Raw genomic sequence first — 24,203 nt, 5'->3', positions numbered from 1 at the left:
GTCTATCTATAGTTCTGGGCACACAGCCTTCCTTGGTTTTAAAATTTCCTTGATGCTCTTAGAACAGCGCCGGCTGCTGGCCGGCACCACGCAGCTTGCCTTGCGCCCAAACGGCCTTTACGTCTGCCAGCGCAACCGCGACGGTCGCCCTGTAGTGGAATTTGAAATGCCCTACGAAGAAGTGCTGCCCGTGCGCGTAACCCGCCGCCGAACAACGCCACAGCTTACCTGGCTGCCTTTAACCATTCTCTGGCTTTCCATCAACTTGCTTCAACGCCTTATTCCCACCAACGGGCCCCTTTCCGATACCACTTGGGTAGGGCTGTTTGTAGTAGGTGGTTTGCTGATTGCGGGAGGCTTATATGCGCAACGCAATTGGTGGCAGCACGTCACGCTCGGCACGGCCCGCGCCAACATCACCCTGGCCGACCGCCCTTCTGAGCGGGCTTCTGTCGATAAATTTGCGAGGGCGCTAGAGCAGCGTACGAAAGCCTACCTGCGTGAAGAATATGCCAACGTGAATCCGCTAGGCATTATTGAAACGCAATTGCACCGGCTGCGCTGGCTACGCACCCTCGATGTGTTGAGCGAAAACGAAACCCGAATATTAACGACCCGCCTCACCGGCCGCCTCGACATGCCGCCCTTGCGCAGTATGGGCCAAGTGCTAGAAACGCCTTACGTAAACTGATTGATTAACAAAAAGGAGAGGTGACTATTCGGTTTGCACGATATGCGCAAACCGAATAGTCACCTCTCCTTTTTGTTAATCAATCAGTTTATCGTCCTTCCAGAGCAGCTACGCCGGGCAGTTCTTTGCCTTCCATGTATTCGAGCAAGGCCCCGCCGCCGGTAGAGATGTAGGACACTTTATCGGAAAAGCCAAGCTGGTTGACAGCCGCGGCCGAGTCGCCGCCGCCGATGAGGCTGAAGGCGCCCGCTTCGGTGGCTTCGGCAATAGCCTGGGCCACGGTGGAAGTGCCAGCCGCGAAGTTGCTCATTTCAAATACGCCCATCGGGCCGTTCCACAGGATGGTTTTCGACTGACGCACGATATCGGCAAATGCTTTTTGCGACTCAGGTCCGAGGTCCAGCCCGAGCCAGCCGTCGGGGATGCTTTGGTTGCTGGCTTCGGCGGTGTTGGCGTCGTTGGCGAACTTGTCGGCAATGATGCTGTCGGTGGGCAAAACCAGGTTTACGCCTTTGTCTTTGGCCTGCTGAATCAGGCGTAAGGCCAAATCCATTTTGTCGGCTTCGAGCAGGGAGCTGCCAATGCTGCCGCCTTGCGCTTTGGCAAACGTGTAGGCCATGCCACCACCGATAAGCAAGTTGTCAACCTTATCGAGTAGCTTTTCAATGAGTTGTATCTTGTCGGAAATCTTGGCGCCGCCCATAATAGCCGTGAACGGCCGTTCGGCGTGTTCGAGCACCTTTTGGGCGTTGTCGAGTTCCGACTGAAGCAAGTAGCCCGCTACCCGATCCTCGGGCGCGAATTGAGCGGCCATAACAGCCGTGGAAGCATGTTTGCGGTGAGCTGCTCCGAAAGCATCGTTCACGTACACCTCGCCGAGTTTGGCTAGCTGCGTGGCAAATTTTTCGTCGCCTTTCTCTTCTTCCGGGTAGAAACGCACGTTTTCGACGAGCAGCACCTGGCCGGGTTGCAGGGCGTTAGCTTTTTCTTCGGCCTTCAGCGCATCATCCGCAAACTGCACTTCCTTGCCGTACTCCTGAGTTAAGCGCGCTACGATATGCTGGAGCGAATACTTGTTTTCGGGGCCTCCTTTGGGCCGGCCAAGGTGCGAAAGCAGTACCACCGAGCCGCCATCAGCTAAAATCTTCTGGATAGTGGGCGTAGCTGCCCGAATGCGGGTGTCGTCGGTGATGTTGAACTCCTTGTCAAGCGGCACGTTGAAGTCCACGCGTACCACGGCGCGCTTGCCGCTGAAGCTGTACTGGTCGAGGGTTTTCATATGAAAATGGGATGATGAATGAGCCTTGTACGGCACGAATGTAGCAAGTAGCACGAATCAGCCGTCAGTAGTCCGCGCGATGCCCGATTCTTTTACACAGGCAAAATGTTGCCTCAGTTATTCACAGGACCCTAGCGTGGCCCTCCGGGATACCACTCCGTTCTAGATTCCCCTTACCTTTGCGTTATCTATGAAAATTGGCATCTTCTTCGGCGGACCGTCGCGCGAGCGGGAAATTTCCTTCGCGGGCGGCCGCACCGTATACGATAACCTCGACAAGTCCTTGTTCGAGGCCATTCCCGTGTTTGTAGACAGCCGGGGCAACTTTATTCTGCTCGACTGGCACTACATCTACAAGGGTACCATCCGCGACTTTTATCCGCCGGTTTCAGCCCTGCCGCCTTCCACCCTGCCGGTCCAGGTATACCTGGAAAGCTTGGGAGAGCTGACGCAGGACGAGCAAGACCGCATCATTGGGAAAGTGGGCCGGCGCGTGCAACCACAGGAGCTGCGCGAATTAATGGACTTCGCATTCCTGGCTTTGCATGGACCAGGCGGCGAGGATGGTGCCATTCAGGGGCTGCTAGAATGGTACGGCATTCCGTACTCGGGCTCCGGCATTTTGCCTTCAGCATTCGGCATCAACAAAGTGGCCCAAAAGAAGCTGCTCAAAGCTCTCGACCGGCCCACGCCTAACTTCCGCGTCATAGCTGTGGAAGAATGGGATGCCGCTGATCCGGCTGCTACGCTCGACTACTTGGTGCGCGAGCTAGGTTTGCCGCTGGTTTTCAAGGCGCCGCGCCAAGGCTCCAGCATTGGCGTCAGCATCTTGCGCGAAGCCGATGCCACCAAGTTTGCCGCGGCCGTAGAGCGCAGCTTATTCCGCAAAACCGTTACCCGCGCCGAGTGGCAGAAGCTGACTGAGCGGGACAAGCTTCAATGGGTGCAGCAACTCGTGGATATTCGCGAAGGCATTGGCCTGCCCGTACTGGTGGAAGTTAGTGGCGCAGAAGCTGTAGCACCTACCATTGAGGTGCCTCAAGCCTCGGCTATTATTTATCATCCTGAAGCGTTACTGAATGCTATGGACAAGCATTTTGTAACCACTGAAGCGGTGCGGCTAACTAATGTAGACGGCGAGGCGCAAGTGCTGGTGGAGAGCTTCGTGAATGGCCGCGAATTCTCGTGCATCGTGGTAGAAGATGCCGATGGCAAGCCCTTGGCCCTGCCACCTACTGAAATTGTGAAGGGTGAGGAGATGTTTGACTACCGCTCGAAATACCTCCCCGGTCTGTCGCGCAAAATCACTCCTATCGACCTGCCGGAGGCAGACATCCAGCGCATCCGGGAGGCCTGCGAGGAAATGTTCGAAACCTTCGGCTTCCAGGTGTATGCTCGTTTAGATGGGTTCATTCAGGCTGATGGTACGCTTTTCCTCAACGACCCGAACACCACGTCGGGCATGTTGCCCGCCTCGTTCTTTTTCCATCAGGCGGCGGAAATCGGACTGAATCCATCACAGTTTCTCACGTTCTTGATTCGCACTTCGCTAGCGGCGCGGCGGCGCGGCGGGATGCAGCCAGTGCGGCTGGCCAGCTTGCTAAACCAGCTGGATATGGCCGTAGCTTCGCGGCAGCAACAGGAACGCACGCGCACTAAGGTGGCCGTTATTATGGGCGGCTACTCGTCGGAGCGGCACATTTCGGTGGAGAGTGGGCGCAACATCTACGAGAAGCTAAGCTCGTCGGTGAAGTATGAGCCGGTGCCGGTATTCCTGACGGGCAACAGCCAGGAGTTCCGCCTCTATGTGCTGCCTATCAGCGTAATGCTCAAGGACAATGCCGACGACATTCGGGAGAAGATAGAACTAGCGGAAGCCGGCCACGCTACGCACCCCATTCTCACCCGCATCCGCCACGAAGCCGAGGCCATTACCAGCACCTATGCCGGGCAGCCTGTGGAGCAGCCGCGCCGCATCACTTTCCCGGAATTGGCCGACACAGTGAGCGAGGTATTTATTGCCCTGCACGGCCGGCCCGGCGAAGATGGCGCGTTGCAGCGCGAACTAGAGCAGTACGGCTTGCCTTATAATGGCTCGGGCGCTGAAAGCAGCAGCATCACCATCAACAAGTTTGAAACCAACCGCAAACTGCGCGAAGCCGGTTTGCGCGTGGCCGAGCACCGTATGGCTAGCCGCCTGGAATGGACAGCCGACCCGGAGGTGTTCTACCAGAGTTTGGAAGAGCAGTTTGCTTACCCCTTCATTGCCAAGCCCGCCGACGATGGTTGCTCTTCAGCCGTTAAAAAAATCAAGAACCGGGCGGAGCTAGCGGCCTTTAGTCGCCTCATCTTCCGCGACCAAGAAGACCTGATGCCCGCTGACGCCCGCGTGCTGCAACTCGGTTTCAAGGAAGAATTCCCGCAGAAGGAGGCCTTCCTGGTGGAAACCTTGATAGCGCGCGACGGGGCCGCGCACTTCCTTGAAGTGACGGGCGGTTTGCTTACGCATTGGGGCGAAAACGGCGAATTGGAAATTGAGGTGTTTGAAGCTTCCGAAGCACTGGCAACGGGCGAGGTGCTGAGCTTGGAAGAGAAGTTTCTGGCCGGTGAAGGCCAGAACATCACTCCGGCCCGCTACGCGCCCGATCCGGTGGAGCGGCAACGTGTTTCCGAGGAAGTGAAAGCCGAACTGCGCCGGGTAGCGGAGGTGCTTGACATCCAGGGCTATGCGCGCATTGATGCGTTTGTACGGGTGCGGCAAAATGGGGCCGTAGAAGTACTTATCATCGAGGTGAATTCGTTACCTGGAATGACCCCCGCCACCTGCATCTTCCACCAAACCGCGCTGGCTGGGTATACGCCTTACCAGTTCATCGACCAGATTCTGGAGTTTGGGAAAGAGCGCAGCGAGAAGCTAAGCATCAAAAGTTAGAAGACCACTTCTTCTGGTTCAGCTTCAACTGCTTACCCCTATTCACTACCGATTTTCAGCTTCCAATTTCTAGTTCCTTCCATCAAGATGTCCTTTCTTAAATCTGATACCCCGCTCGACCTTGTCAAACACATAGTGGTGATGGGCCTGGCCACAGCAGCGTTGGTGTTCGGCTTTTTCTTCGTGTATCTGCCTCTCACCACCAATCATGGTGAAACGATTGTAGTGCCCAAAATCACGGGCATGAGCCAGGCGGCCCTCGACGACTACCTCAGCGAGCGGAACCTGCGCTACTTCGTAGACGATTCCAGCTACAACCCCCGTGTACCACCCTTCCAAGTTCTCCAGCAAGACCCCCTACCGGGTGAGCGGGTGAAGGAAGACCGTAAAATCTACATTACGGTGGCCATGCGAAACCCGCCGGTTATAAAAATGCCGAAGCTCACGGAAGGGTCAGAGAAAAACGCGCAGATGATTTTGAGTAGCTACGGCCTGACGGTAGGCAAACTTATTAAAGTACCTGATGTGCGCACCAACCAAGTGTTGCGGCAGTTGGTAGATGGTAAAGAAATTGCCCCAGGGGCGCCCATCACCAAAGGCTCCCGCATCGATCTAGAAGTAGCCGATGGCCTAGGCAACCAGGAATTTCCGGTTCCCAACCTCATCAACATGCCCGCCGACGAAGCTACTACGCTGCTAATAGGGCAAGGCTTACAGTTAGGCGAGACTTTCTACCAGGAGCCACTGGAAGGCGAAACCGAAGGAACGGTAGTGAAGCAGCGCCCTATTGCTTCGCCCGGAGCTACTATCCGCATGGGCCAGCTCGTGGATATTTGGGTAGCCGGCCAAGCGCCGTTGAAGTAGGGAACAGCACAAAGGCGGCAGGAGTGGTTATTCTACTCCTGCCGCCTTTGTGCTGTTCCCTACTTCAAACTAGTAAGGCATCCAAATAGCCTTGAAGTCGTTAACGAGGTTGCTCAACGACATAATCTGCTTGGAAGCTGTTGAAGAAATTCTTTCAGCCTGTTAGGCCGAGCTTATCGAAATATTCTTCTACCCAGGCACGTTCAGGGTGGATACGTTACTATTTGCAGCCTAATGAGCTTGAAACCTTTACGCTTTTCGCTGATTTCTTTGCTGAGTTTGCTGTCGTTGGTAGCGCGCGCGCAGGACGTGGCCCCTCTTGCTACCGATCCGGGTCGGGCAGCGCAACTACCTGCTCAGGCAGCAATGGCTCTACGGGAACAGGCACTGAGCTTGCCCTTTTTCGATGATTTCACATCGCCGCAGGAAGGAGCACCAAAGGTGCAAAATTGGCTGCCACCGGGTGGCGTACTGGTAAATAATCGGATGGCTTTCGAGCCACCCACGCGCGGTGTGGCCACTCTTGATGGCTTGCGCGGCAACGGCCTTGCTTACGGTGCGGGTGGCTACAGCGGCCTCGACACGCTGGTTTCGCAGCCTATCGATTTGAGTGGCCGCACCGCTGCCGACCAACTCTTCTTTGGGTTTTTCTGGCAAGCCGGCAATATCCGGGGCGGCCTCAATTCCAGCAGCAGCAGCCGGCAGGTATCGTTGCAGCTAGAGTTCAAGGACAATACGGGTAGTTGGCGACAAGTATGGATCGAGCGTAGCACCGGCCAGCGTACGGCCTTTCGCCAGAAGTTCATCGCCGTTACGCAGCCGCAATACTTGCACGGCGACTTCCAGTTTCGTTTCCGGGCCATTGGCAACGTGTCTACCAACGAAGATAATTGGAGTATCGACTACGTGCGGCTGGCACCCTTGCAACCCGTTCCGCCCCAGACGGTGATAGATACTTTGTACCAGGACGTAGCCATCAGCAAGCCGCTGAGCAGCTTATTGGCCCGCGGATCGGCTATGCCCGTATGGCAATTCAACGCCGCTAGCAACCCCGCCAGCCAGCTCAACCCGGCTACGTTCACTACCGTCAACAACCTCGACAAAAGTGGTTTCCCCACTCCTCTCCTAACCACGGGCACGGTGCAGGTAGTGCCCGCCGGATCGGTAGCTGCTTTTCCTACTACCGCGCCTAACACTTTGGTAAGCAACCAGCAACAAGTCCGTGTGGAAGGCAATCTTTCGTCCGTAACGCTGCCGAATACGCCCGAGGCCAAGTCTATTCGCCACCGGGTGGTACTAATCAGCAACGAAGTGAACCCGCTCACCCTGCCCAATGATACCATTTCCCGCGTAACAGAGCTTAGCGACTACTACGCCTACGACGACGGCACTGCTGAAGCCCGACTAAGTATTCCGCCCTTCGACCAGCCGGGCAATCGGTTTTATGCCTTGCGCTTTGAAGTGAACCGTCCGGACCTGGTCCGGAGTATTCGAATTAGGCCGGTTTATCCACAAGCCGCCGGACGCCAAATCACAGTAAACATTTGGGATGCCGACCCAGCGGTAAATGAGCAGCCGATGGCTACGGCCAAGGCTAGCCAGAATGTGGTCATTCCAGCTTCCCTACCAGCTGGGCAAACCTTTCTGGAGGTAACCTTTACAACTCCGGTGCCCGTGAGCGGCCGGTTTTATGCCGGTTATGGCCACGGACCAACCGGATTACTAGTGTCAAATTCCATTCCCTTTGGTCTTGATCTAAACTCGCCCGTCCCGGCAGATGCCTTCTGGCAGTTTACTCCGGGCTGGTCTCAGCCTACCGGCATTGCCTATCCAGCCGGGGCGCTGATGTTGCGGCCCGTGCTCAACAACAATGTTCTGGCAGTGGCACCCGCATCGGTAGCAGCCACCTACAGCCTGTTCCCCAATCCCAACACCGATGGGCAAGTGCAAGTGCAAGGGCGCTATGCCCAAGCTGTGGTAATGGATGCCTTGGGGCGGGTAGTTTGGCAGCAGCCTGCCACTCAGCGGGGGCAGCCTACATTAGATTTAAGTGCCCTCCCAGGTGGGGTGTACTTAGTACAACTTGCACTAAATGATAAACTTACGGTAACCAAACGCTTGGTACTAACAAAATAGTGGGGACGGAAAGTAAGAGGTTGGGTAGCAGATTTGGTGTGTTTTCAACACCTTTGTTGCTGATAAGCCTTTTCTCTACTCCACTAATAGTATTAATCAAATGCCTGATATAACTCCTGAGGAGCTAAAACAGCGTCAAGCCGCTGGTGAACAGCCTACTATTATAGATGTGCGCGAAACCTGGGAAAATGAAGAAGCCCGCATAGAAGGCAGCCAGAATATTCCGCTTGGTACGTTGCCACAAAAGCTTGATGAGCTTGAAGATCTAAAAGAGCGGGAAATCATTGTGCATTGCAAAGGTGGTGGGCGTTCCTCCTCTGCCAAAGCCTTTCTCACCCAACAAGGCTTCACCAATGTGCGCAACCTGATAGGCGGCTTCCAAGCGTATCAGAAAGGCTAACTCACTTTTCTATTTCTCAAGCAAAGGAGGGCGTTTGGCTAAGCCAAGCGCCCTCCTTTGCTTATGGGCACCGTGAAGCTGGCCTTCAAAACATTATTTCCTAATGATTTCGAGGGAGTTGCAAATTATGTAGTGCTTTTGGTTGTACACAACTAAACATTACACAACCAGTATAACTTATTAGTTTGAAGCGCATGAACTCCTCTACTGAACCCAAAATTGAAACTGCTCTGCTCAGACTGGATAACCAGCTCTGCTTTCCGCTTTATGCCGCTTCGCGGATGCTAACTAAGGCTTATCAACCATTCCTACTGGCACTCAACCTCACGTACCCGCAGTACTTGGTATTTATGCTGCTCTGGGAGCATGAGCAGCTAACCGTAAAAGAGTTAGGCGAAAAGCTAATGCTCGATTCGGGCACGTTAACGCCTCTACTTAAGCGTATGGAGCAAAAGCTATGGGTTAGCCGCCGCCGCGACCCCGCCGATGAACGGTCGGTCATTATCGGGCTGATGCCAGCGGGGCGGGCGTTGCAGGCGCAGGCTTGCCGCGTTCCTGCGCAGATACTCGACAAGTTGGCCATGTCACCCACTGAAATCAGCGCTTTGCGCACGCAACTCACGCATTTACTTGCTCAGCTAACTTAAGCAGTTGAGTTTTTCACTTCCCTTCTTTCACTTTTATGAAAATCGAAAAAGTTTTCACGGCGCAAGCCAAAGCCAAAGGTGGCCGCGACGGCCATATTTCCTCCGACAACCAAGTGCTCGATTTAGGTTTGAGCACGCCGAGGGAGATGGGCGGCCCCGGCAAGCCAGGCACTACCAACCCAGAACAGCTTTTTGCCGCCGCTTACGCCTCTTGTTTTGAAGGAGCGCTCGGAGTGGCCGCTCGCCAAGCTAGCGTGAAACTGGAAGGCGTGACCGTGGAAGCCCTGATAGGCTTTGGTAAAGCAGAAGATGGCGGCTACGGCATTTCGGCAGATCTACACGTAAACATCCCAGGCTTCCAGCAAAGTCAGGCCGAGGAGTTGGTACAAGCCGCCCACGGCATCTGCCCTTACTCGCGCGCTACGAAAGGCAACATTGAAGTTACCCTGACGACCACGACCAACGCTGCTTAAATCGGCCCCAACAGAAAGTCATCCTGCGTTTGCCCAGAGCCATGAAGAGGTTGCATACTTGTCTACTCTCAGGTAGACGAGGTGCCTACCCAACGAAGGCTTTTCGCGCAACTCAGGATGACTTTTTCGTTTACTTATCCCCACGCCACTCATGAAGACGCAAACCATCCTACTAGCCAACCGCCCCCAAGGTGAGCCAACGGCCGAGCAATTTCGGTTTGAAACCCGCGAAGTAGCTGCTCTTACTGCCGGCCAAGTGTTGCTTAAAACCCGCTACGTTTCCGTGGACCCGTATATGCGCGGCCGCATGAACGACGCCAAATCGTATGTGCCCCCGTTTGAGGTAAACCAACCTATTGCGGGCGGTATAGTGGCAGAAGTAGTGGAAAGCCAGAGCGAGAAACTACCTGTGGGCAGCGTAGTGGTTGGCAACTTGGCTTGGCAGGAATACAACGTAGCCGATGGCGCGGCCGTGAACCAAGTGCCTGCCGACCAAGCGCCCATCAGCTACTTCCTTGGGTTACTCGGTATGCCCGGCCTGACAGCCTACTTCGGCCTACTCGATATCTGCCAGCCCAAAGCCGGTGAAACGGTGGTGGTATCGGGGGCCGCTGGGGCCGTAGGTATGGTAGTAGGGCAGCTAGCCAAAATCCAGGGAGCCCGCGTTATCGGGACGGCGGGTTCCGACGAAAAAGTGGCTTACCTCAAAGAAATAGGCTTCGACGAAGCCATTAATTACAAAACCACACCCGACATAGCCCAGGCGCTAGCCACTGCGGCCCCCAACGGCATCGACTGCTACTTTGATAATGTGGGCGGTACCATTACTGATGCCGTGTACGACCTTCTCAACAAGCATGCTCGTATTGCGCTTTGTGGTCAGATCTCGACTTACAACGCCACCGAAGTGCCTGTTGGCCCGCGCCCCGAAGGCAAGCTGCTCAAGACCAGTAGCAAGTTGCAAGGCTTTATCGTGTCCGACTACTTGGAACGCTGGCCAGAAGGCGTAAAGCAGCTCACCGAATGGTACAGCCAAGGCAAACTCAAGTTCGAGGAAACCATCACTGAGGGCTTCGACCAAATTCCGACAGCCTTCCTCGGGTTGTTTAAGGGCGAAAACACCGGCAAAGCCGTTGTGAAAGTTGTTTAAAGTATCCTTAAACACCACTCTAATCCTTGTTCACTAACGCGTGGTGCAACGGTAGCGCGCCTAAATTCATTTTCAATGAGCAAGCAAGTAGCCAATCCGGCTGATGTATACTGCGTGGCAGCCGAATGGCGGGCGCAGGCCGGGCAGGAAAAAACCGTAGCGCAGTTGCTCTTAAAAATTGTGGCGGCTGTCGAGCAGAAAGAGCCGGGCAACTTGCAGTATACCGCCCACCAAGACCCGGTTGAGCCGGGCCATTTTTTCCTTTACGAGCAGTATATCAACAAAGCTGCTTTTGAAGCGCACCGCCAAACAACCCACTACCAGGAAATTGTAATCAACCAGATTGTGCCTCTGCTCACCGAGCGCAAGGTATTTTTCTACCTCCCACTGGTATAGAGTGGGCTGTATTAGCTTTTAGCCTTTATTCCCTTAAAATCAGCATACCCATAAACACACTACTGGCAGTAACCTCACACAATTGACTTGGCGATGCCGGCAAAAATCCGGTTGATTACCGGGCAAAACTCGGCTTCATCAGAAGCTGCTGCTGTGGAGTTACTCAAGCAACTAGGCAAGCAGGCTCCCACCCAACCAGGTAACTGTTCTTCCGACACAGAAGGAATCTGGGTATTGTCGTTGAACATCTTCACTCAGATTCCTCCTGCGTCGGAAGGACAGTTATCTGGTTGGGGAGGCCATGAATACAGTCCGCTGGCTCAATGAAAACAGCTTCGGCAACCCACTTTGTGAGTTGCCGAAGCTGTTTAGTGTTGTAAGTACTACAAGAAAACTAAACCCTGTTACTGCAAACGGCCATCGGGTGCATAGCGCAGCTCTCCTAGCTCGACTAGTTCCCGCAGCTGCTCGGTTACCGTAGTGGCTTGACCGGGAGTGAAATGGGCAAGTACTTCGCGGGGCGTTTGGGGCGTGGTGCGGAGCAGCGCTAGAAGTTGCTCGCGTAGCGACGCCGAAGGGGCCGCTTCTTGCTTCGCCTTCTTTTCAGCCAAGCAAAAGTCGCAGACCCCACACGCGTGAGCATCCGGCTCACCAAAATATTCAAGTAGAAGCTGCTGCCGACAACGTCCCCCGGCAGCATACCGGATAACAGCCTTCGTCTTTTGGTGAGCTAGCTCCTGGGTTTGAATAAGATGTTTTTGGTCGAGCGGAAGCTTATCCGCATCGAAGCGCGGAGTCGTGAACAGGGCCTGCGGTGAGTCGTGACGGGGCTGGTACTGAATGATGCCTGAGCGGTGCAGAAACAAAAGCATCTTGCGCAGGTCAACCACGCTTAGCTTCAGGTGCTGGGCAAGGCTGTTTTCAGAAATCCGTTGGAAGCCCGCGAACAACTCGCCCCCATGAAAGCGCAACAAGCTCTTGATGAGCTGATCGTGCTGCGCATTGGCTACTTGAAAGCGGTAGAGGTCGGTGTGGTCGATGGGGATGTAAACGCGGGCCGGGTCGTTCACGGTCTCGTTCAGCAACACAAATCCCTCGCGGGCCAAGGTGCGCAAACTATTATGCGCCTCTAGGGCCTTAATGCGGTAAGTTTCCGCGAACTGCTGAATATCGAAATCAAAAGCGACCAATTCGCCCCCACCTACTGCCGTGCGCGAAAAGTTGGCTAAGGCCTGGTACACGCGACGTACCGTGTCGAGTGGTGGATGGGCCTGCTGGGTGCGGCGGCGCAACTCGTCGGCATCATTGGGGCCGGCAAGGAGCACAGCAAAGGCGTATTTTTCGTCGCGGCCGGCACGACCCGCTTCTTGGTAATATGCTTCCAAGTTATCGGGCGCCTCTAGGTGTACAACCAGGCGCACATCGGGCTTGTCGATGCCCATACCAAAAGCATTGGTCGCCACAATGCAGTGCACTTTGTTTTGCATCCAATCCAGCTGGACGCGGGTACGCTGCTCGGTAGGCAAGCCCGCGTGATAAGCCGCCGCCCGCAGGCCGTGCTGCTGCAAATAGGCGGCAGTTTCTTCGGTTTGGCGGCGCGTACGGGTGTATACAATGCTAGTTTTTCCTGCTCCCACTCCGCGCACCACTTCCAGCAGGCGGCGTAGCTTGTCCTCTGTAGCCAGCACCGAATACGACAGGTTGGGCCGGGCGAAGCTCTGCTGAAACACCTGGTAGCCAGGCCGGAATTGCAGCTTTTCTATTATTTCCTGCCGTACCCGCTCGGTAGCGGTTGCCGTAAGAGCAACACAAGGCACTCCTGGCAGCAATTCGCGCAGCTCTGCAATCCGGAGGTAGGGGGGCCGGAAATCGTAGCCCCACTGCGACAGACAGTGTGCCTCGTCTACAGCCAGCAAGCTCACTTTCATCTTGGTTATTCGGGCCCGAAACATATCGGTCAGCAGGCGCTCCGGCGATACGTACAGGAACTTCACTGGTCCGTACACGCAGTTGTCCAGCGTCTGGTCGATTTCCTGGTGGCTCATGCCTGCGTACACCGCTTCCGCTTTGATACCCCGCTTGCGCAGGTTTTCCACCTGGTCCTTCATTAGCGCAATTAGTGGCGACACCACCAAGCACATCCCGTCGCGTGCCAAGGCGGGAACTTGAAAGCAGATGCTTTTGCCCCCGCCGGTAGGCAACAAGGCCAGCACATCCTGACCAGCGAGTACCGCCCGGATAATGTCTTCTTGCAGCGGCCGAAATGCCGTATGCCCCCACGTTTGGTGCAATACCTGCAGAATATCGTGGGTGGGCGCAGTCACGAGAGTAATAAGCTTAGCGAAACCACGAAGGTACAGCCGAGGCCTTGGAAACGGAAGAGCTAAGACGGGCGGACTTCAGCGATGTAACTTACCTAAAACAACCGACCTAATTTGAACTATAACAACTTTGAGCTAGCACTTGATATCAAGCAGCAATCTCTATAAAGTTTTATTTCTCTACCAAATGGCTTGTTTCCAAGATTATATAAACCAAGTATAATTATCAATAAAATTATTTTCCTGAGTGATAGTCCAACAAAATAAATATAATTACATTTATCACATTAAAAAACGCTGTCAGTCATCTTATCCATACCTAGACAGCTATAAAGTTAAATAACCCGCTCTCTTACCACTCTCACACACTTACTTGCCACCTTTTTTTAATTACATTATCATGTCTCTTGAATTATTATCAGAAACCTCTACTGTATCCATTTCCTACGACAACCGCAATAGATGGCTATATCTGGATTGGTTTGGGGATCTCACGCTAAAATCAGTTCAGGAAAGCTGCTTGCTTATTGCGAAATGTTTCCTTAGTCAAAGTTGCGTGCGTATTCTCAACGACAACACCAACGTAACTAGTATCACGCCCGATGTAGGCATATGGCTTGCCAATGACTACTTACCGTACATGCACCTAGCGGGAGTTGAGCACATGGCTTGGGTATATTCTTCTAGCATCGACACTCAGTGCTGTACCGATGTGGCACTATACAACATTTCAACGCCTGTAGTAGCTCTCTTTAGTGATATAGCCTCCGCCTACAGTTGGCTATGCTCGGTAAAGTTTAAGGCACCAGCTCTGATGCCGACAGCGAAATCGGTAAGCCCAAATCAGCAACAGCTTAAAAATTATGTCTTTTCACTCTCGCTGAACGCCCTGTATGTCAGCTAATATCAAGATGGCTATAAAACAAAAGCCTGGCTCCGATTGGAACCAGGCTTTTGTTTTATAATCAAAGACTCAATTAAGCAGCAGCTGATTGACCGTTTTCGCGGTCGTCGATGGCTTTCTTGAGCTTGGCAATAGCCTGCGTGGCACGCTCATCGTCCAGACGGTTGATGTTAAGCAACATCTTGGTCTTCTCCTGACGCGTGATAACCGGATGGTTCAGCAGACGGATAATTTCTTCTTTCTGCGCAGCCGAAGCATACGTAACAGCGGCAGGTGCCTCCGCTACAGCAACTGGCTCGGCCACTACCGCTTTCATAGGAGCAGTAGCTTCAGCAGCAGGAGCTGAAACAGTAGCGGCAGGTACTACGGCCATGGCAGGCTGCGCAGCAGTGGGCGTGTTGCCACCATATTCCATTTCCTCGGCGGGCGTGGGCTCGTAACCGGCAGCCCGAATAATCCAGGCCAGGATGTTGCGATACGCCTTACCGATAGCCCGGGTCTGGGCCATGCTCATGATAGCAAACTCTTGATAAAACTTCTTGCCTTGCTCTTTGCTCGAGCAAATAGCGAAGCCAGCACCTACCGTCTGCCCAGAACGCATATCAAATAGCGTCACCTTAGCTTGGTACTTCAGCTCTTGGTCGTTTGAAACGTTGATGACGTGGTCAACGATAGGCACGATGCCTAAGCGTGAACCGGCATACTGCCAGCCTTCCACGTTTACAAACTCTTTGCCTTGCACCGTAGTGGTTAGCTTGTTTTCCTTAATGAACTTGGCCAGGTCGGTAGCCAAGTGCAGCGTCTCGTCAGAGCGCGAGATGTCGTAGCTCTCCACTTTGGTCTTGCGAATCGGCTCTTTGATGGTCTTGGTTGCTTCGCTCATGGCGTCTGTTCTGTTATGTCCTGTAATACCGTGATTATGATCTGTTATGTTAACGCCCCAAGGTCTGAAAAGGTGCAAAAGGATATATATTTTTTTGTAAATTTTATCACTGTCTATCAAGTACTTACAAAGCTTATTTTAAAATTATTTAGCGAACTAATAATTTTAGTTAAAATCATTGGGTTTCGCCTTCTCTCTGACGGCTTTTTCCTGCCTTCCGCACCGCTCAGATAGGCTATTCGAGCATAAGAAAACCCGCCCCTTCGTTTCCGGAAAACGAGGGAGCGGGTTGCAAAACATGGTCCGGGTCAAACGGACGCATTACCAGGGTCGTGTGCTATGTACTGATATCCTGAAGAAGTTTCTCTCTTTTGTACGAGGGAGCTAAACAGTGGGTTGTAGCTTAGCTGCCTCCTTCCCAAATGAGTCCGTCCTTCATCGTAATCTTCCGGTCGGCCATTTCAGCTAGCTGGTCGTTGTGGGTCACAATGACGAAGGTTTGTCCTAGTTCCTTACGGAGCAGAAAGAAGATCTGGTGCAACTCTTGTGCATTCTGCGAGTCGAGGTTGCCACTGGGTTCGTCGGCGAAGATGATTTCGGGAGAGTTAATGAGGGCCCGCGCTACGGCGGTGCGTTGCTGCTCGCCGCCACTCATTTCGCTCGGCTTGTGGTCGGCGCGGCGCTCTAAGTTGAGCATGCCCAATAGCTCGCGGGCCCGCACGCGGGTTTCAGTTTCCGAGCGGCCAGCCAAGTAAGCGGGTAAGCACACATTTTCGAGGGCCGTAAACTCGGGCAGCAGATTATGAAATTGAAAGATGAAGCCGATGTGCCGGTTCCGAAACCGGGCTAGCTCCGACCGTTTCAGCGAATTGACCGATTCGCCATCGAAAAGCACATCTCCCGAATCGGGGTTGTCGAGGGTACCCAGGATGTGCAGCAACGTGCTTTTGCCTGCCCCCGAAGAACCTACAATCGATACTATCTCCGATTTTTCAATCGTCAAATCAATGCCCTTCAGGACTTCCAGCGTGTTATATTTCTTTCGAACGTTGATGGCTTGCAGCAAAACAGAACTAGATAAAGTGAGCCGAGAGGATAGAAAACAAATCTACGGTTTGCCCCGCAGATTACGTGGTTCCCGTGGAATTCGCTGCTCGCGGATGCCTGTGTTGAATTGGCGAACTGAACGCTTGCCGTTACCACTGGTTTTCTGCTACTTGAACGTCTTGTTCGGCCCGTGCTATGCCAGCTATTTTTTCTCTCGTCTTGGTGCGCCGGTTTTGGTGGTTGCCTTTGTTGCTCCTAGCGGCACTCGTGGCGTTGGGCGTGTTGTGGTGGCACTGGCCCCGGCAAGTACCTGCCATAGAATCACCAGTTAGTGCTGCTAACTTGGTGGGGCCTCGTCCTGCTGATGGCCGCCTAAGGGGAGTTAATTGGGTAGCGGCCGATTCTGCTGCCAGCTCCAACTTAGAGCCGCTGGTGCGCAGCGGCATTACATGGATAGCTCAAACGCCTTTTGGCTGGCAAGCAGGAGCCACCACCCCCGAGGTGCGCTTACATACAGGAGTGCCCAACCGTGGCCATTGGGGTGAAAGCGACCGGGGGCTTACCCAAACCACAAAGCTTGCCCGAGAGCGTGGTATCCGTACGATGCTCAAACCCCATTTGTGGCTGCGTGGCGGCAAAGGCTCCTGGCCCGGCGACATCAACATGACTTCCGCCGCCGACTGGCAAACCTGGTTTGCCAGCTATTCGGTTTTCCTGTTGCATTATGCCCAGCTAGCGGAAAGCAGCGGCATGGACGCCCTCTGCATTGGTACCGAATTGCAGCACGCCAGCGTGGGCCACGAAGTTGAGTGGCGTGCCCTCATTAAGCAGGTGCGGAGCGTGTACCACGGGCCTCTTACCTACGCCGCCAATTGGAGCGGAGAGTTCGAGCAAATCCGCTTTTGGGATGCCTTGGACTACATTGGCATCCAGGCCTACTTTCCCCTTAGCACAACTACCCGGCCCACCAAGGCTACGTTATTAGCTTCGTGGAGGGAACCGCTCCGCCGTATCGAAGCCGTGCAGAAGCGCTACAAAAAGCCGGTGTTATTCACGGAAGTTGGCTACAAGACTACGCCCGACGCGGCCATTGAACCGTGGGCTTGGCCCGACCGGACGGCCGTGTTTACGGAGCTAGACGAGCAAACGCAACGCACCTGCTACGAGGCTATGTTCGAGACCTTTTGGCGGCGGCCCTGGTTTCAGGGCACCTTTATCTGGAAGTGGTACCCCGGCTTGCAACCCAACGGCCCCGCCCACCGCCACCTCGATTTTACGCCCCAGCACAAGCCCGCCGAACAAGTGATGGCGCACTGGTACGGCCAGTAAGAGGTTGGTAGTTGCCGGTTGATTGCTAGTGAATTGCTCGTTAACCGTCTCAGCAATCCATAAACAGTAATCAACAATCCACTTGTTTCTACCTACTTTCGTGCACATATCGAACCACTCCATAACTGACCTCCATGAACATTCACGAGTATCAGGGCAAAGACATTCTGAAACGCTACGGTGTACGCGTGCAGGAAGGCATCGTAGCCGACACCGCCGACCAGGCCGTGGCTGCCGCAAAGAAGCTGAACGCTGACACTGGCACTAGCTGGTACGTAATCAAAGCCCAAATTCACGCTGGCGGCCGCGGCAAAGGGGGCGGCGTGAAGCTAGCCAAAAACCTGGAGCAGGTAAAAGAAATTGCCGACCAGATTATCGGCATGCAGCTCGTGACCAAACAGACCGGTGCCGAAGGCCGCAAAGTGCACAAAGTGCTCGTTGCCCAGGACGTATACTACCCTGGCGAGTCGGACCCGAAAGAGTACTACATGAGCGTGCTGCTGGACCGCAGCACCGGCAAAAACGTTATTATCTATACCACTGAGGGGGGCATGGATATCGAGGAGGTAGCGGAAGCGCACCCCGAGAAAATTCACCGCGAGCATATCGACCCCCGCGTCGGCTTGCGCCCGTTCCAAGCCGCCAAAATTGCCTTCAACCTTGGCCTGACGGGCCCAGCCCAAAAGGAAATGGTGAAGTTTGTAACGGCGCTCTATAAAGCGTACGATGACACCGATTCGGCTATGTTCGAAATCAACCCGGTGCTGAAAACGTCGGACAACAAAATCCTGGCTGTTGACGCCAAGGTGACCCTGGACGAAAACGCTCTCTACCGTCACCCCGATTTCTCTGCCCTGCGCGACACCAACGAGGAAGACCCCTTGGAGGTAGAAGCCTCCGCCTCGAACCTGAACTACGTGAAGCTCGATGGCAACGTGGGCTGCATGGTAAACGGCGCGGGCCTAGCTATGGCCACCATGGACATCATCAAGCTAAGCGGTGGCGAGCCGGCCAACTTCCTCGACGTAGGGGGTGGAGCCAATGCCCAAACCGTAGAAGCTGGTTTCCGCATCATCCTGAAGGACCCGAACGTGAAAGCCATTCTCATCAACATCTTCGGCGGTATCGTACGTTGCGACCGGGTAGCGAACGGGGTAGTGGAAGCTTACAAGAACATCGGCGACATTAAGGTGCCCATCATTGTGCGCCTACAAGGCACCAATGCCGAGGAAGGTGCCCGCATCATCGACGAGTCAGGCCTAAAAGTTTACTCGGCCGTGCTACTCAAGGATGCCGCTGAGCGTGTGAAAGAAGTGCTGGCAATGTAATGTAAAGCGACACAGAGCGAACAACCAAAAGGCCGTTGGGTGTATACCCAACGGCCTTTTGGTTGTTCGCTCTGTGTCGCTTAGGCCTCCTTGGCCACACCAGCGTTTTCTTCAGCTTCCACTGGAATAGCCTGCCCTTGCACGCGCAGTTCCACCTCCATGTTGCCACGAGTGCCTACTGAATAAGGACATATTTTGTGCGCCTGACGCACCATTTCTATGCTTTTGTCTTGATCAAATTTCTTCAGATCCACATCCAGTACAGCACTCAAGCCATAGCCTTCGCCTTCCTGAAACAACGATACCGAGCAATTTACAGTTGTGTCAGCATCCAGTTTGTCGTTGGCCCGCTGGGCAATAACCAATAGCGCTTGCTGAAAGCAAGAAGCATAGCCCGCCGCAAATAATTCCTCTGGGTTAGTGGCTCCTTTCTTTCCACCTAAGCCTTCTGGCACTGACATATCGAGGTCGATAATACCCGTAGTGGAGCGTACGTGGCCGCTACGGCCGCCAACGGCAGAAGCTTCGGCCGTGTAAAGTGTTTTCTTTTCAGTGGTTGCCATAATGGGTTTTGGTTGGTCGAGTTCAAGAGTAGTTAACTGAATTGACGCTCGGAAGGTTGTGGCAGGCCAGTACAGGTTTTTGCAGAAAATGACCCATCAGGTTTGGCAGCAACGCTATTTCTACCTAGTTTTGCCCGTCCTAATCCGGTCACGTCGTACAACGGATAGTATGAGAGTTTCCGAAGCTCTTGATCTAGGTTCGATTCCTAGCGTGACCACAAAAAAGTCCCTTAGCGCGTTGCTAAGGGGCTTTTTATTTTTTGTGTGGCAAATTGTGGGGCAGTCTCAGCGCCTTTTCCGCTCAAACTCCACCAATACATTCGGGTTAACTGCCGTGTCTTTTCGCTGGCGGTCCTCCCGTTTTTGGTCCCGTTCGTACACGCGTGCTTTCTGTAAGTTGGCCTGCCGAATTTTTCTGGTGTCTTTCCGGTTGAGCCGCTTGTAGTACCGCCGGTGCCGATTATAGGTGCGCTTTGCCTTTCGGGCTGGACGATAATCATACTTGGGCGGCACGTCCGACCGCTGCTGCACGGATGCCAGCACTTCGGGCAAGGCCCCTGGGCGCACGAGGTCGGCGGTGTCGAGCGAGGTGCTCAGGTCAAGTAGCTCGTACTGCTTAAGAGGGGGCGGCTGCGCAACAGCGGCATTGCCGCAAAGGGTGGCCAGGAGCAAGCCGATCATCAAGCCGACTCGCTGTAAAAGTGTTCTCATAAGGATGCGTTGAGATGAACAATGAGTTAAAGGACTCAAAGCTCTTCTCGACGACAGCCTCTAAAAAGGACAGTAAACCTATTGCGGCACCGTATCTAACTGCACTACCAACACCTCACTCGGCACGTGGCCGGCTAGCTGCTTCAGCACGGCGATGGCCGAGGCGAACGACCGCTTGGCCAGGCCAAAGCCCCGCTCCGGGTCCTGCGGATAGCGATAGTCCATGTAACCATTTTGCTTCAACTGAAAGCCTATCCTGTTGGGCTGGTACATCACCCACACTTTAGCCCGAACTTCCAATATAGATGCCGGCTTGCCCCGCCACAGCAGCACGTAGCCAGGCAGGGCCTTGACTTGCTTGTGCAGCACACCCATTGATTCGCCGGCAGCCGGGCCGATTACGGCAATGCGGCCGAAGCTACCAGGTAAGGTTAGGTAGACTAAAGGAATATCAGGCTCGAGCCAACTTTCCATCTAAAGCAATCTGACTACAACTGTCGCTAGCTGTAGTCAGGTTTCAATTAAGCGAAGGCTGTGGCGTTCCGTACAGCGCTTCTTCAATAGCGGCCTCAAAGCATGGGGCTATGTACTTGTTAATGGCTACTTGCGTGGGGTGTACGCCATCCTTGGACAAAGCAGGCTGCTGCGGGTCATTCGCTTGAATAGCCCGCACATCAGCCAGAGAACTGAGCCAGGGTTCGCGTTTAGCTCGTGCAGCGCGTAGCAGCAGCGCACATGAATCTAGGCGCGCCGCCGTGGTTTTCAGCGGCGGATTATAGTTTTTATCCGGCCCGCGGTACTTATCTGCCGGCGGCGTGCCGACCACAATAAACGCTTTCGGATATTTTTGGCGCAGGTTCTGACAATAGCGCTTAACTGCCTCATAGGTTTGCCGGCCCGTGACCGTGGAATCCTTACGGGGGTGGTTGTAGCCTTCCCAGACTACAAACACGTTCTTAAGCGCCGGGTCGTAGGCCGGAAATATTTCCGTGGCCTCATCGGCAATCATATCAACGGTCGTCTGCCCGCCCTTGGCAAAATTGACGGTATCCACGCCCACGTTGCTTCCGCGTGCCCGCAGGTGTTGCTCAAACAGCGTCGTAACAGTCCCGCGAAATTTGCCATCAAAGTTGTTGACGATACTATGCCCGTCGAAAATCAGCTTGTATTGAGCGCGGGGCTTGGGCTGGCATTGCGTCAAGAGCAAAGGCAGGAGTAACAAAAAATAAAAACAGCGGATAGCTTTCACTCGCATTTGATACTTATTAAACTGATTTAGTAGACTCTATGCTCCGCCGAAAGACGCGGGCTTTAGACTTATTGCGTCCTTGAAATCACGCAGGGTTGCTGGCGCTTGGCAGTAGAGCGTGTTTTGGTGCAATCCTAACCAATGCCCGACAATTACTAGCCCGTTGTCGCACAGTAGCACGTCCTGAAATAAACCTATACTTTCGTCGGCTAACGCCCGGAAACCATGCGCTTTGGTTACATAAGGCAGATTGGTTTCTTTATCGAGGACTGGGTAATCATCGATATTTTGGTAGGTGTACCCAGCCTCCTCCAAAATCTTTATTGCATCACTATTTTTCATTTTACACTATCTAAGTATGGGGGTAACAGTTGAGGCGGTGTCCAGCACTTGCTTCTTCCGGCTGCCAACCAGCCATTTATGCACGGGCTCTTCGACAAAGTGAAATAGAAAGATGGAAAGCGCAACCAGCAGTACGAAGCGCAGCAGGATAGATTCGATCCCGGAACGCTCCAGCACTTGGTTGGCAATTCCCATGTGAATCAGATAAAAGACGTAGGAGCTTTTACCGAGCAAGTCAAAGACTTTGGTCTCTAGCAGCTGCCGTAGGGCACTGGCCTCGTAAATCAGCCCCCAAAAGAAAGCAGCGATTCCAATGGGCAATAGTAAATTATTCAAAGCCACTCCCAAAGGGTTGGTCATGCCCAGATAATCTTTCGGCTCATTCACGGCGGCTAGGCCTGCTACGCAGGCAACCATCCACACAACGGCGCCATACGTGACATACGCTTGGCTTCTAACTGGTTGGGCGCCCATGCGGCGCACGAGCAGGGCTAAACCTATACCAAGCAAAAATTCCGCGCACCGACCGAAGAAGGTGAAAGCAATCATGAAGGGGTAACTCTGAAAAAAGCCGTAGCGATGCGGCACGAAGGCAACTAACAGACAGCCAGTCGTCACCAGGCCCGCGCCGTAGAGCAACAGCACAAGAGCTGGATGCTTGCGCCGGTAGAGTCCCAGCAAGAGCAAGGGCGCCGAGAAATAAAAGCATTCCTCTACCGTCAGCGTCCAGCCTGGCGCGACGCCGGTGAAAATGAACTGCTCGAAAAAGCCTTTAAGAAACGTGAGGTTGAGCGTGCTCACCAGTAGCTTGTCCCGCAGCAAGTAGCCAGACCACTGGCCCGTTAAGTCGAAGTCGGGGCTTAGCTCGATGAGGACCAGCGTGAGCACGGTCATCAGAAAGTACATTGGATAGATCCGGGCAACGCGGTTGCGCACGTACTTCCGCAGCCAAACACCAGAAAATTGCAGGCTATCTATATAGCGAATGCAAATTAGAAACCCGCTCAGCACGAAAAACACCGTCACCCCGACGTGCCATTCATGCGTCAGCCGCCACGCCCACGATCCTTCCTGGAAAGGATTGAAGTGCAGGAAGAAAACCATGTAGGCGGCAATAGCACGTACTCCAGTAAGGGCGGGGAAATATTGTTTTTTCTGTGACATTAAAACAACGGCTAGGTGCTCAGCAATGAAGGTTCCTTTATCAAGTACTTGTGCAGGGTACCGACCGGCACCCCGGTGGCGGCACTGATCTTGCGCACGCTGAGCCCATCCACTTGCAGTGCCCGGATTTCCTGGACTACTGCCGGCGCCAGTGCCCGGCGCCCGTGCACGTATTCCTCCCCTTTCGCCGCGGCCTGCGCCCTCTTGCGGGTAAGCCCCTGCTTCACGTTCTCACTGAGTCGCTCGCTGTAGTAGCCAGCAGCCCAACCAAGCACGGCCTTCATGAAGTCCTTCATCGGCCCGGCCGTGTTGAGCATGGGCTCGGAATAGCTCCAGAAGCTGACGCCGCACTGCTCCAAAAGAGACGTGTGCTCAAACACCTTCTCGATGCCCTCGCGGCTGAAGCGGCTCAGGTCCCACACGCGCACCATCTCGAAGCGGCGCTTGCCAGCATCGGTGAGCAATTGCTGGAAGGCCTTGCGGCTGGACTTGCGGCCCGACTCTTCGTCAACGTACTCTTTATAGATTACATCGCCGGCACGCTCAGCCTCCCGGCGCAGGACCACGAGTTGATTTTCCGGATCCTGGTCTTTGTCGTTGGTCGACACGCGAGCATATAAGGCTACTCGCATGCTATCGGCAAAAGTGTATTTGACTTCAGCTTGATATTGGCTGAATAATGCATACTGCCCAGCCTAGTATGTGGCCCAAAAATGCTGATGAACTTCCAACCCATGAAAGGCACATAGCCGTTGGCATCTGCCGTGCCTCGAAAATCTTCCAGCGTTTGGAGCACTGGCATATAATCAGGATACCCTGTTCTTATTGTCTCAGTATTTAAATCTTCATGTGCCTTCCAAATCTCATACCCTTCCGCATGAAGCTTCACATATATTTCTTGGTTCAGGTTAAAGCCGATGAATTCCATGAGCATTAATTACCGAAGAGTTCTATACGCTCAACTGAGCCAAAATCGCAAAACACTTCCATGTTTTGCCACTGGTAACTTGTACCCGTTTTGTAAAAACGATCACTTCTGCCTTGCTTGGCGAGATAGTCCAACAACTGGTTAAAAGTGTTCTCACCTAATATTATCAGTTTTGCACTACGCTTGTGAAGAGCAAGAAAATTCTTAGCCTCTTCATTAAGGGTTTGTTCGATCTCTGCGCCGGTCATATGCCTGAAGTAACGGTGAGTTTATAGTTAAAGCGCAGGTAGTCCATCTCAGCTGCGGCAAACGCATCGCCAGTTTTCGAAGCAATGATTATATCCCGGATGGCACTGGGGTGGTAACTCTGGTTGAAGGGCTGCGCCCAGGTAGCGCGCAGGGTCTGACCTTCATGCTCGAACTCGATAAAGGTTCGGCGGTCGGTCTGGTGACGTACTTGCATAAG

27 protein-coding genes, 1 tRNA gene and 1 pseudogene are annotated in these 24,203 nt (G+C 53.8%); 15 read left to right on the top strand and 14 right to left on the bottom strand.

All coding sequences use genetic code 11. The annotated features are described in order from the left end of the window. The first annotated feature begins 52 nt into the window (after positions 1-52). Positions 53-691: a hypothetical protein gene (locus ACFE7X_RS07885; RefSeq protein ID WP_375435129.1), complete on the top strand. Its 639-nt coding sequence runs from the start codon at positions 53-55 to the stop codon at positions 689-691. Between the two features lie 88 nt (positions 692-779). Here ACFE7X_RS07885 and ACFE7X_RS07880 read toward each other — a convergent pair whose 3' ends face one another. Beyond that, entirely contained in the window at positions 780-1,970 is a 1,191-nt protein-coding gene (locus ACFE7X_RS07880; protein ID WP_375435128.1) for a phosphoglycerate kinase, read from the bottom strand. Positions 1,971-2,160: 190 nt separating this feature from the next. Between ACFE7X_RS07880 and ACFE7X_RS07875 the strand changes: the two are divergent. The 10 genes and pseudogenes from ACFE7X_RS07875 to ACFE7X_RS07830 all read left to right on the top strand — a co-directional run. After that, positions 2,161-2,587: pseudogene (locus ACFE7X_RS07875) on the top strand (D-alanine--D-alanine ligase); the annotation flags it as partial. A 467-nt stretch (positions 2,588-3,054) separates the two neighbouring features. After that, positions 3,055-4,902 carry a hypothetical protein gene (locus ACFE7X_RS07870; protein ID WP_375435135.1) on the top strand — a complete coding sequence of 616 codons (1,848 nt, stop codon included), beginning with the start codon at positions 3,055-3,057 and terminating at the stop codon, positions 4,900-4,902. 87 nt (positions 4,903-4,989) lie between these two features. Continuing rightward, a complete protein-coding gene (locus ACFE7X_RS07865; protein WP_375435127.1) occupies positions 4,990-5,766 on the top strand; it encodes a PASTA domain-containing protein in 777 nt (258 codons plus the stop codon). Positions 5,767-6,006: 240 nt separating this feature from the next. Then, on the top strand, positions 6,007-7,902 hold the full coding sequence (locus ACFE7X_RS07860; RefSeq protein ID WP_375435126.1) for a T9SS type A sorting domain-containing protein: 1,896 nt from the start codon (positions 6,007-6,009) through the stop codon (positions 7,900-7,902). Positions 7,903-8,002: 100 nt separating this feature from the next. Then, entirely contained in the window at positions 8,003-8,302 is a 300-nt protein-coding gene (locus tag ACFE7X_RS07855) for a rhodanese-like domain-containing protein (RefSeq protein ID WP_375435125.1), read from the top strand. 194 nt (positions 8,303-8,496) lie between these two features. Next, positions 8,497-8,949, top strand: coding sequence for a MarR family winged helix-turn-helix transcriptional regulator (locus ACFE7X_RS07850; RefSeq protein ID WP_375435124.1), 453 nt, complete (start codon positions 8,497-8,499; stop codon positions 8,947-8,949). Positions 8,950-8,984: 35 nt separating this feature from the next. After that, on the top strand, positions 8,985-9,422 hold the full coding sequence (locus ACFE7X_RS07845; protein ID WP_375435123.1) for an organic hydroperoxide resistance protein: 438 nt from the start codon (positions 8,985-8,987) through the stop codon (positions 9,420-9,422). 151 nt (positions 9,423-9,573) lie between these two features. Then, on the top strand, positions 9,574-10,572 hold the full coding sequence (locus tag ACFE7X_RS07840) for an NADP-dependent oxidoreductase (RefSeq protein WP_375435122.1): 999 nt from the start codon (positions 9,574-9,576) through the stop codon (positions 10,570-10,572). A 75-nt stretch (positions 10,573-10,647) separates the two neighbouring features. Further along, positions 10,648-10,968, top strand: a complete 321-nt coding sequence (locus ACFE7X_RS07835; protein ID WP_375435121.1) for a putative quinol monooxygenase — start codon at positions 10,648-10,650, stop codon at positions 10,966-10,968. A 93-nt stretch (positions 10,969-11,061) separates the two neighbouring features. Further along, complete coding sequence (locus ACFE7X_RS07830) at positions 11,062-11,295, top strand: hypothetical protein (RefSeq protein WP_375435120.1); 234 nt, start codon at positions 11,062-11,064, stop codon at positions 11,293-11,295. A 77-nt stretch (positions 11,296-11,372) separates the two neighbouring features. Here the strand turns inward: ACFE7X_RS07830 and ACFE7X_RS07825 are convergent, their stop codons facing one another. Then, on the bottom strand, positions 11,373-13,292 hold the full coding sequence (locus ACFE7X_RS07825; RefSeq protein WP_375435119.1) for an ATP-dependent DNA helicase RecQ: 1,920 nt from the start codon (positions 13,290-13,292) through the stop codon (positions 11,373-11,375). Positions 13,293-13,689: 397 nt separating this feature from the next. Here ACFE7X_RS07825 and ACFE7X_RS07820 point away from each other — a divergent pair, with 397 nt between their 5' ends. Then, positions 13,690-14,193 carry a hypothetical protein gene (locus tag ACFE7X_RS07820; RefSeq protein WP_375435118.1) on the top strand — a complete coding sequence of 168 codons (504 nt, stop codon included), beginning with the start codon at positions 13,690-13,692 and terminating at the stop codon, positions 14,191-14,193. Positions 14,194-14,266: 73 nt separating this feature from the next. Here ACFE7X_RS07820 and ACFE7X_RS07815 read toward each other — a convergent pair whose 3' ends face one another. Continuing rightward, entirely contained in the window at positions 14,267-15,076 is an 810-nt protein-coding gene (locus ACFE7X_RS07815) for a hypothetical protein (protein WP_375435117.1), read from the bottom strand. A 403-nt stretch (positions 15,077-15,479) separates the two neighbouring features. Beyond that, complete coding sequence (locus ACFE7X_RS07810) at positions 15,480-16,142, bottom strand: ABC transporter ATP-binding protein (protein ID WP_375435116.1); 663 nt, start codon at positions 16,140-16,142, stop codon at positions 15,480-15,482. Between the two features lie 176 nt (positions 16,143-16,318). Here ACFE7X_RS07810 and ACFE7X_RS07805 point away from each other — a divergent pair, with 176 nt between their 5' ends. Together ACFE7X_RS07805 and sucC are read left to right on the top strand one after the other, a co-directional pair. After that, positions 16,319-17,452, top strand: a complete 1,134-nt coding sequence (locus ACFE7X_RS07805; RefSeq protein ID WP_375435115.1) for a hypothetical protein — start codon at positions 16,319-16,321, stop codon at positions 17,450-17,452. A gap of 134 nt (positions 17,453-17,586) precedes the next feature. Beyond that, on the top strand, positions 17,587-18,780 hold the full coding sequence (gene sucC / locus ACFE7X_RS07800) for an ADP-forming succinate--CoA ligase subunit beta (RefSeq protein ID WP_375435114.1): 1,194 nt from the start codon (positions 17,587-17,589) through the stop codon (positions 18,778-18,780). Positions 18,781-18,860: 80 nt separating this feature from the next. On the opposite strand, the gene ACFE7X_RS07795 is transcribed toward sucC, so the two are convergent. Continuing rightward, positions 18,861-19,343 carry an organic hydroperoxide resistance protein gene (locus ACFE7X_RS07795; RefSeq protein ID WP_375435113.1) on the bottom strand — a complete coding sequence of 161 codons (483 nt, stop codon included), beginning with the start codon at positions 19,341-19,343 and terminating at the stop codon, positions 18,861-18,863. Positions 19,344-19,489: 146 nt separating this feature from the next. Between ACFE7X_RS07795 and ACFE7X_RS07790 the strand changes: the two genes are divergently transcribed. Next, positions 19,490-19,561 (top strand) — tRNA-Arg (locus ACFE7X_RS07790). A 67-nt stretch (positions 19,562-19,628) separates the two neighbouring features. On the opposite strand, the gene ACFE7X_RS07785 is transcribed toward ACFE7X_RS07790, so the two are convergent. The 9 genes from ACFE7X_RS07785 to ACFE7X_RS07745 form a co-directional block, all read right to left on the bottom strand. Continuing rightward, entirely contained in the window at positions 19,629-20,054 is a 426-nt protein-coding gene (locus ACFE7X_RS07785) for a hypothetical protein (RefSeq protein ID WP_375435112.1), read from the bottom strand. Positions 20,055-20,132: 78 nt separating this feature from the next. Further along, complete coding sequence (locus tag ACFE7X_RS07780; RefSeq protein WP_375435111.1) at positions 20,133-20,528, bottom strand: hypothetical protein; 396 nt, start codon at positions 20,526-20,528, stop codon at positions 20,133-20,135. A gap of 43 nt (positions 20,529-20,571) precedes the next feature. Further along, positions 20,572-21,261 (bottom strand): SGNH/GDSL hydrolase family protein, encoded by a 690-nt coding sequence (locus tag ACFE7X_RS07775; protein WP_375435110.1) that lies wholly within the window; start codon positions 21,259-21,261, stop codon positions 20,572-20,574. A gap of 78 nt (positions 21,262-21,339) precedes the next feature. Further along, positions 21,340-21,645: a hypothetical protein gene (locus tag ACFE7X_RS07770; RefSeq protein WP_375435109.1), complete on the bottom strand. Its 306-nt coding sequence runs from the start codon at positions 21,643-21,645 to the stop codon at positions 21,340-21,342. Positions 21,646-21,651: 6 nt separating this feature from the next. Next, entirely contained in the window at positions 21,652-22,809 is a 1,158-nt protein-coding gene (locus ACFE7X_RS07765; RefSeq protein ID WP_375435108.1) for an acyltransferase family protein, read from the bottom strand. A gap of 11 nt (positions 22,810-22,820) precedes the next feature. Further along, positions 22,821-23,441 carry a recombinase family protein gene (locus tag ACFE7X_RS07760; RefSeq protein WP_375435107.1) on the bottom strand — a complete coding sequence of 207 codons (621 nt, stop codon included), beginning with the start codon at positions 23,439-23,441 and terminating at the stop codon, positions 22,821-22,823. Further along, entirely contained in the window at positions 23,432-23,737 is a 306-nt protein-coding gene (locus ACFE7X_RS07755) for a hypothetical protein (RefSeq protein WP_375435106.1), read from the bottom strand. The genes ACFE7X_RS07760 and ACFE7X_RS07755 overlap by 10 nt, the downstream gene beginning before the upstream one ends. A 5-nt stretch (positions 23,738-23,742) precedes the next feature. Next, entirely contained in the window at positions 23,743-23,985 is a 243-nt protein-coding gene (locus ACFE7X_RS07750; RefSeq protein ID WP_375435105.1) for a hypothetical protein, read from the bottom strand. Then, positions 23,982-24,200, bottom strand: a complete 219-nt coding sequence (locus ACFE7X_RS07745) for a hypothetical protein (protein WP_375435104.1) — start codon at positions 24,198-24,200, stop codon at positions 23,982-23,984. Before ACFE7X_RS07745 ends, ACFE7X_RS07750 begins: the two co-directional genes overlap by 4 nt. Between the last annotated feature and the right edge of the window lie 3 nt (positions 24,201-24,203).

It is taken from the genome of uncultured Hymenobacter sp. (assembly GCF_964242765.1).
GTDB lineage: Bacteria > Bacteroidota > Bacteroidia > Cytophagales > Hymenobacteraceae > Hymenobacter.
The sequence above is the reverse complement of the archived record's forward strand: the minus strand, read 5'-3'. Positions and strand labels throughout refer to the sequence as shown.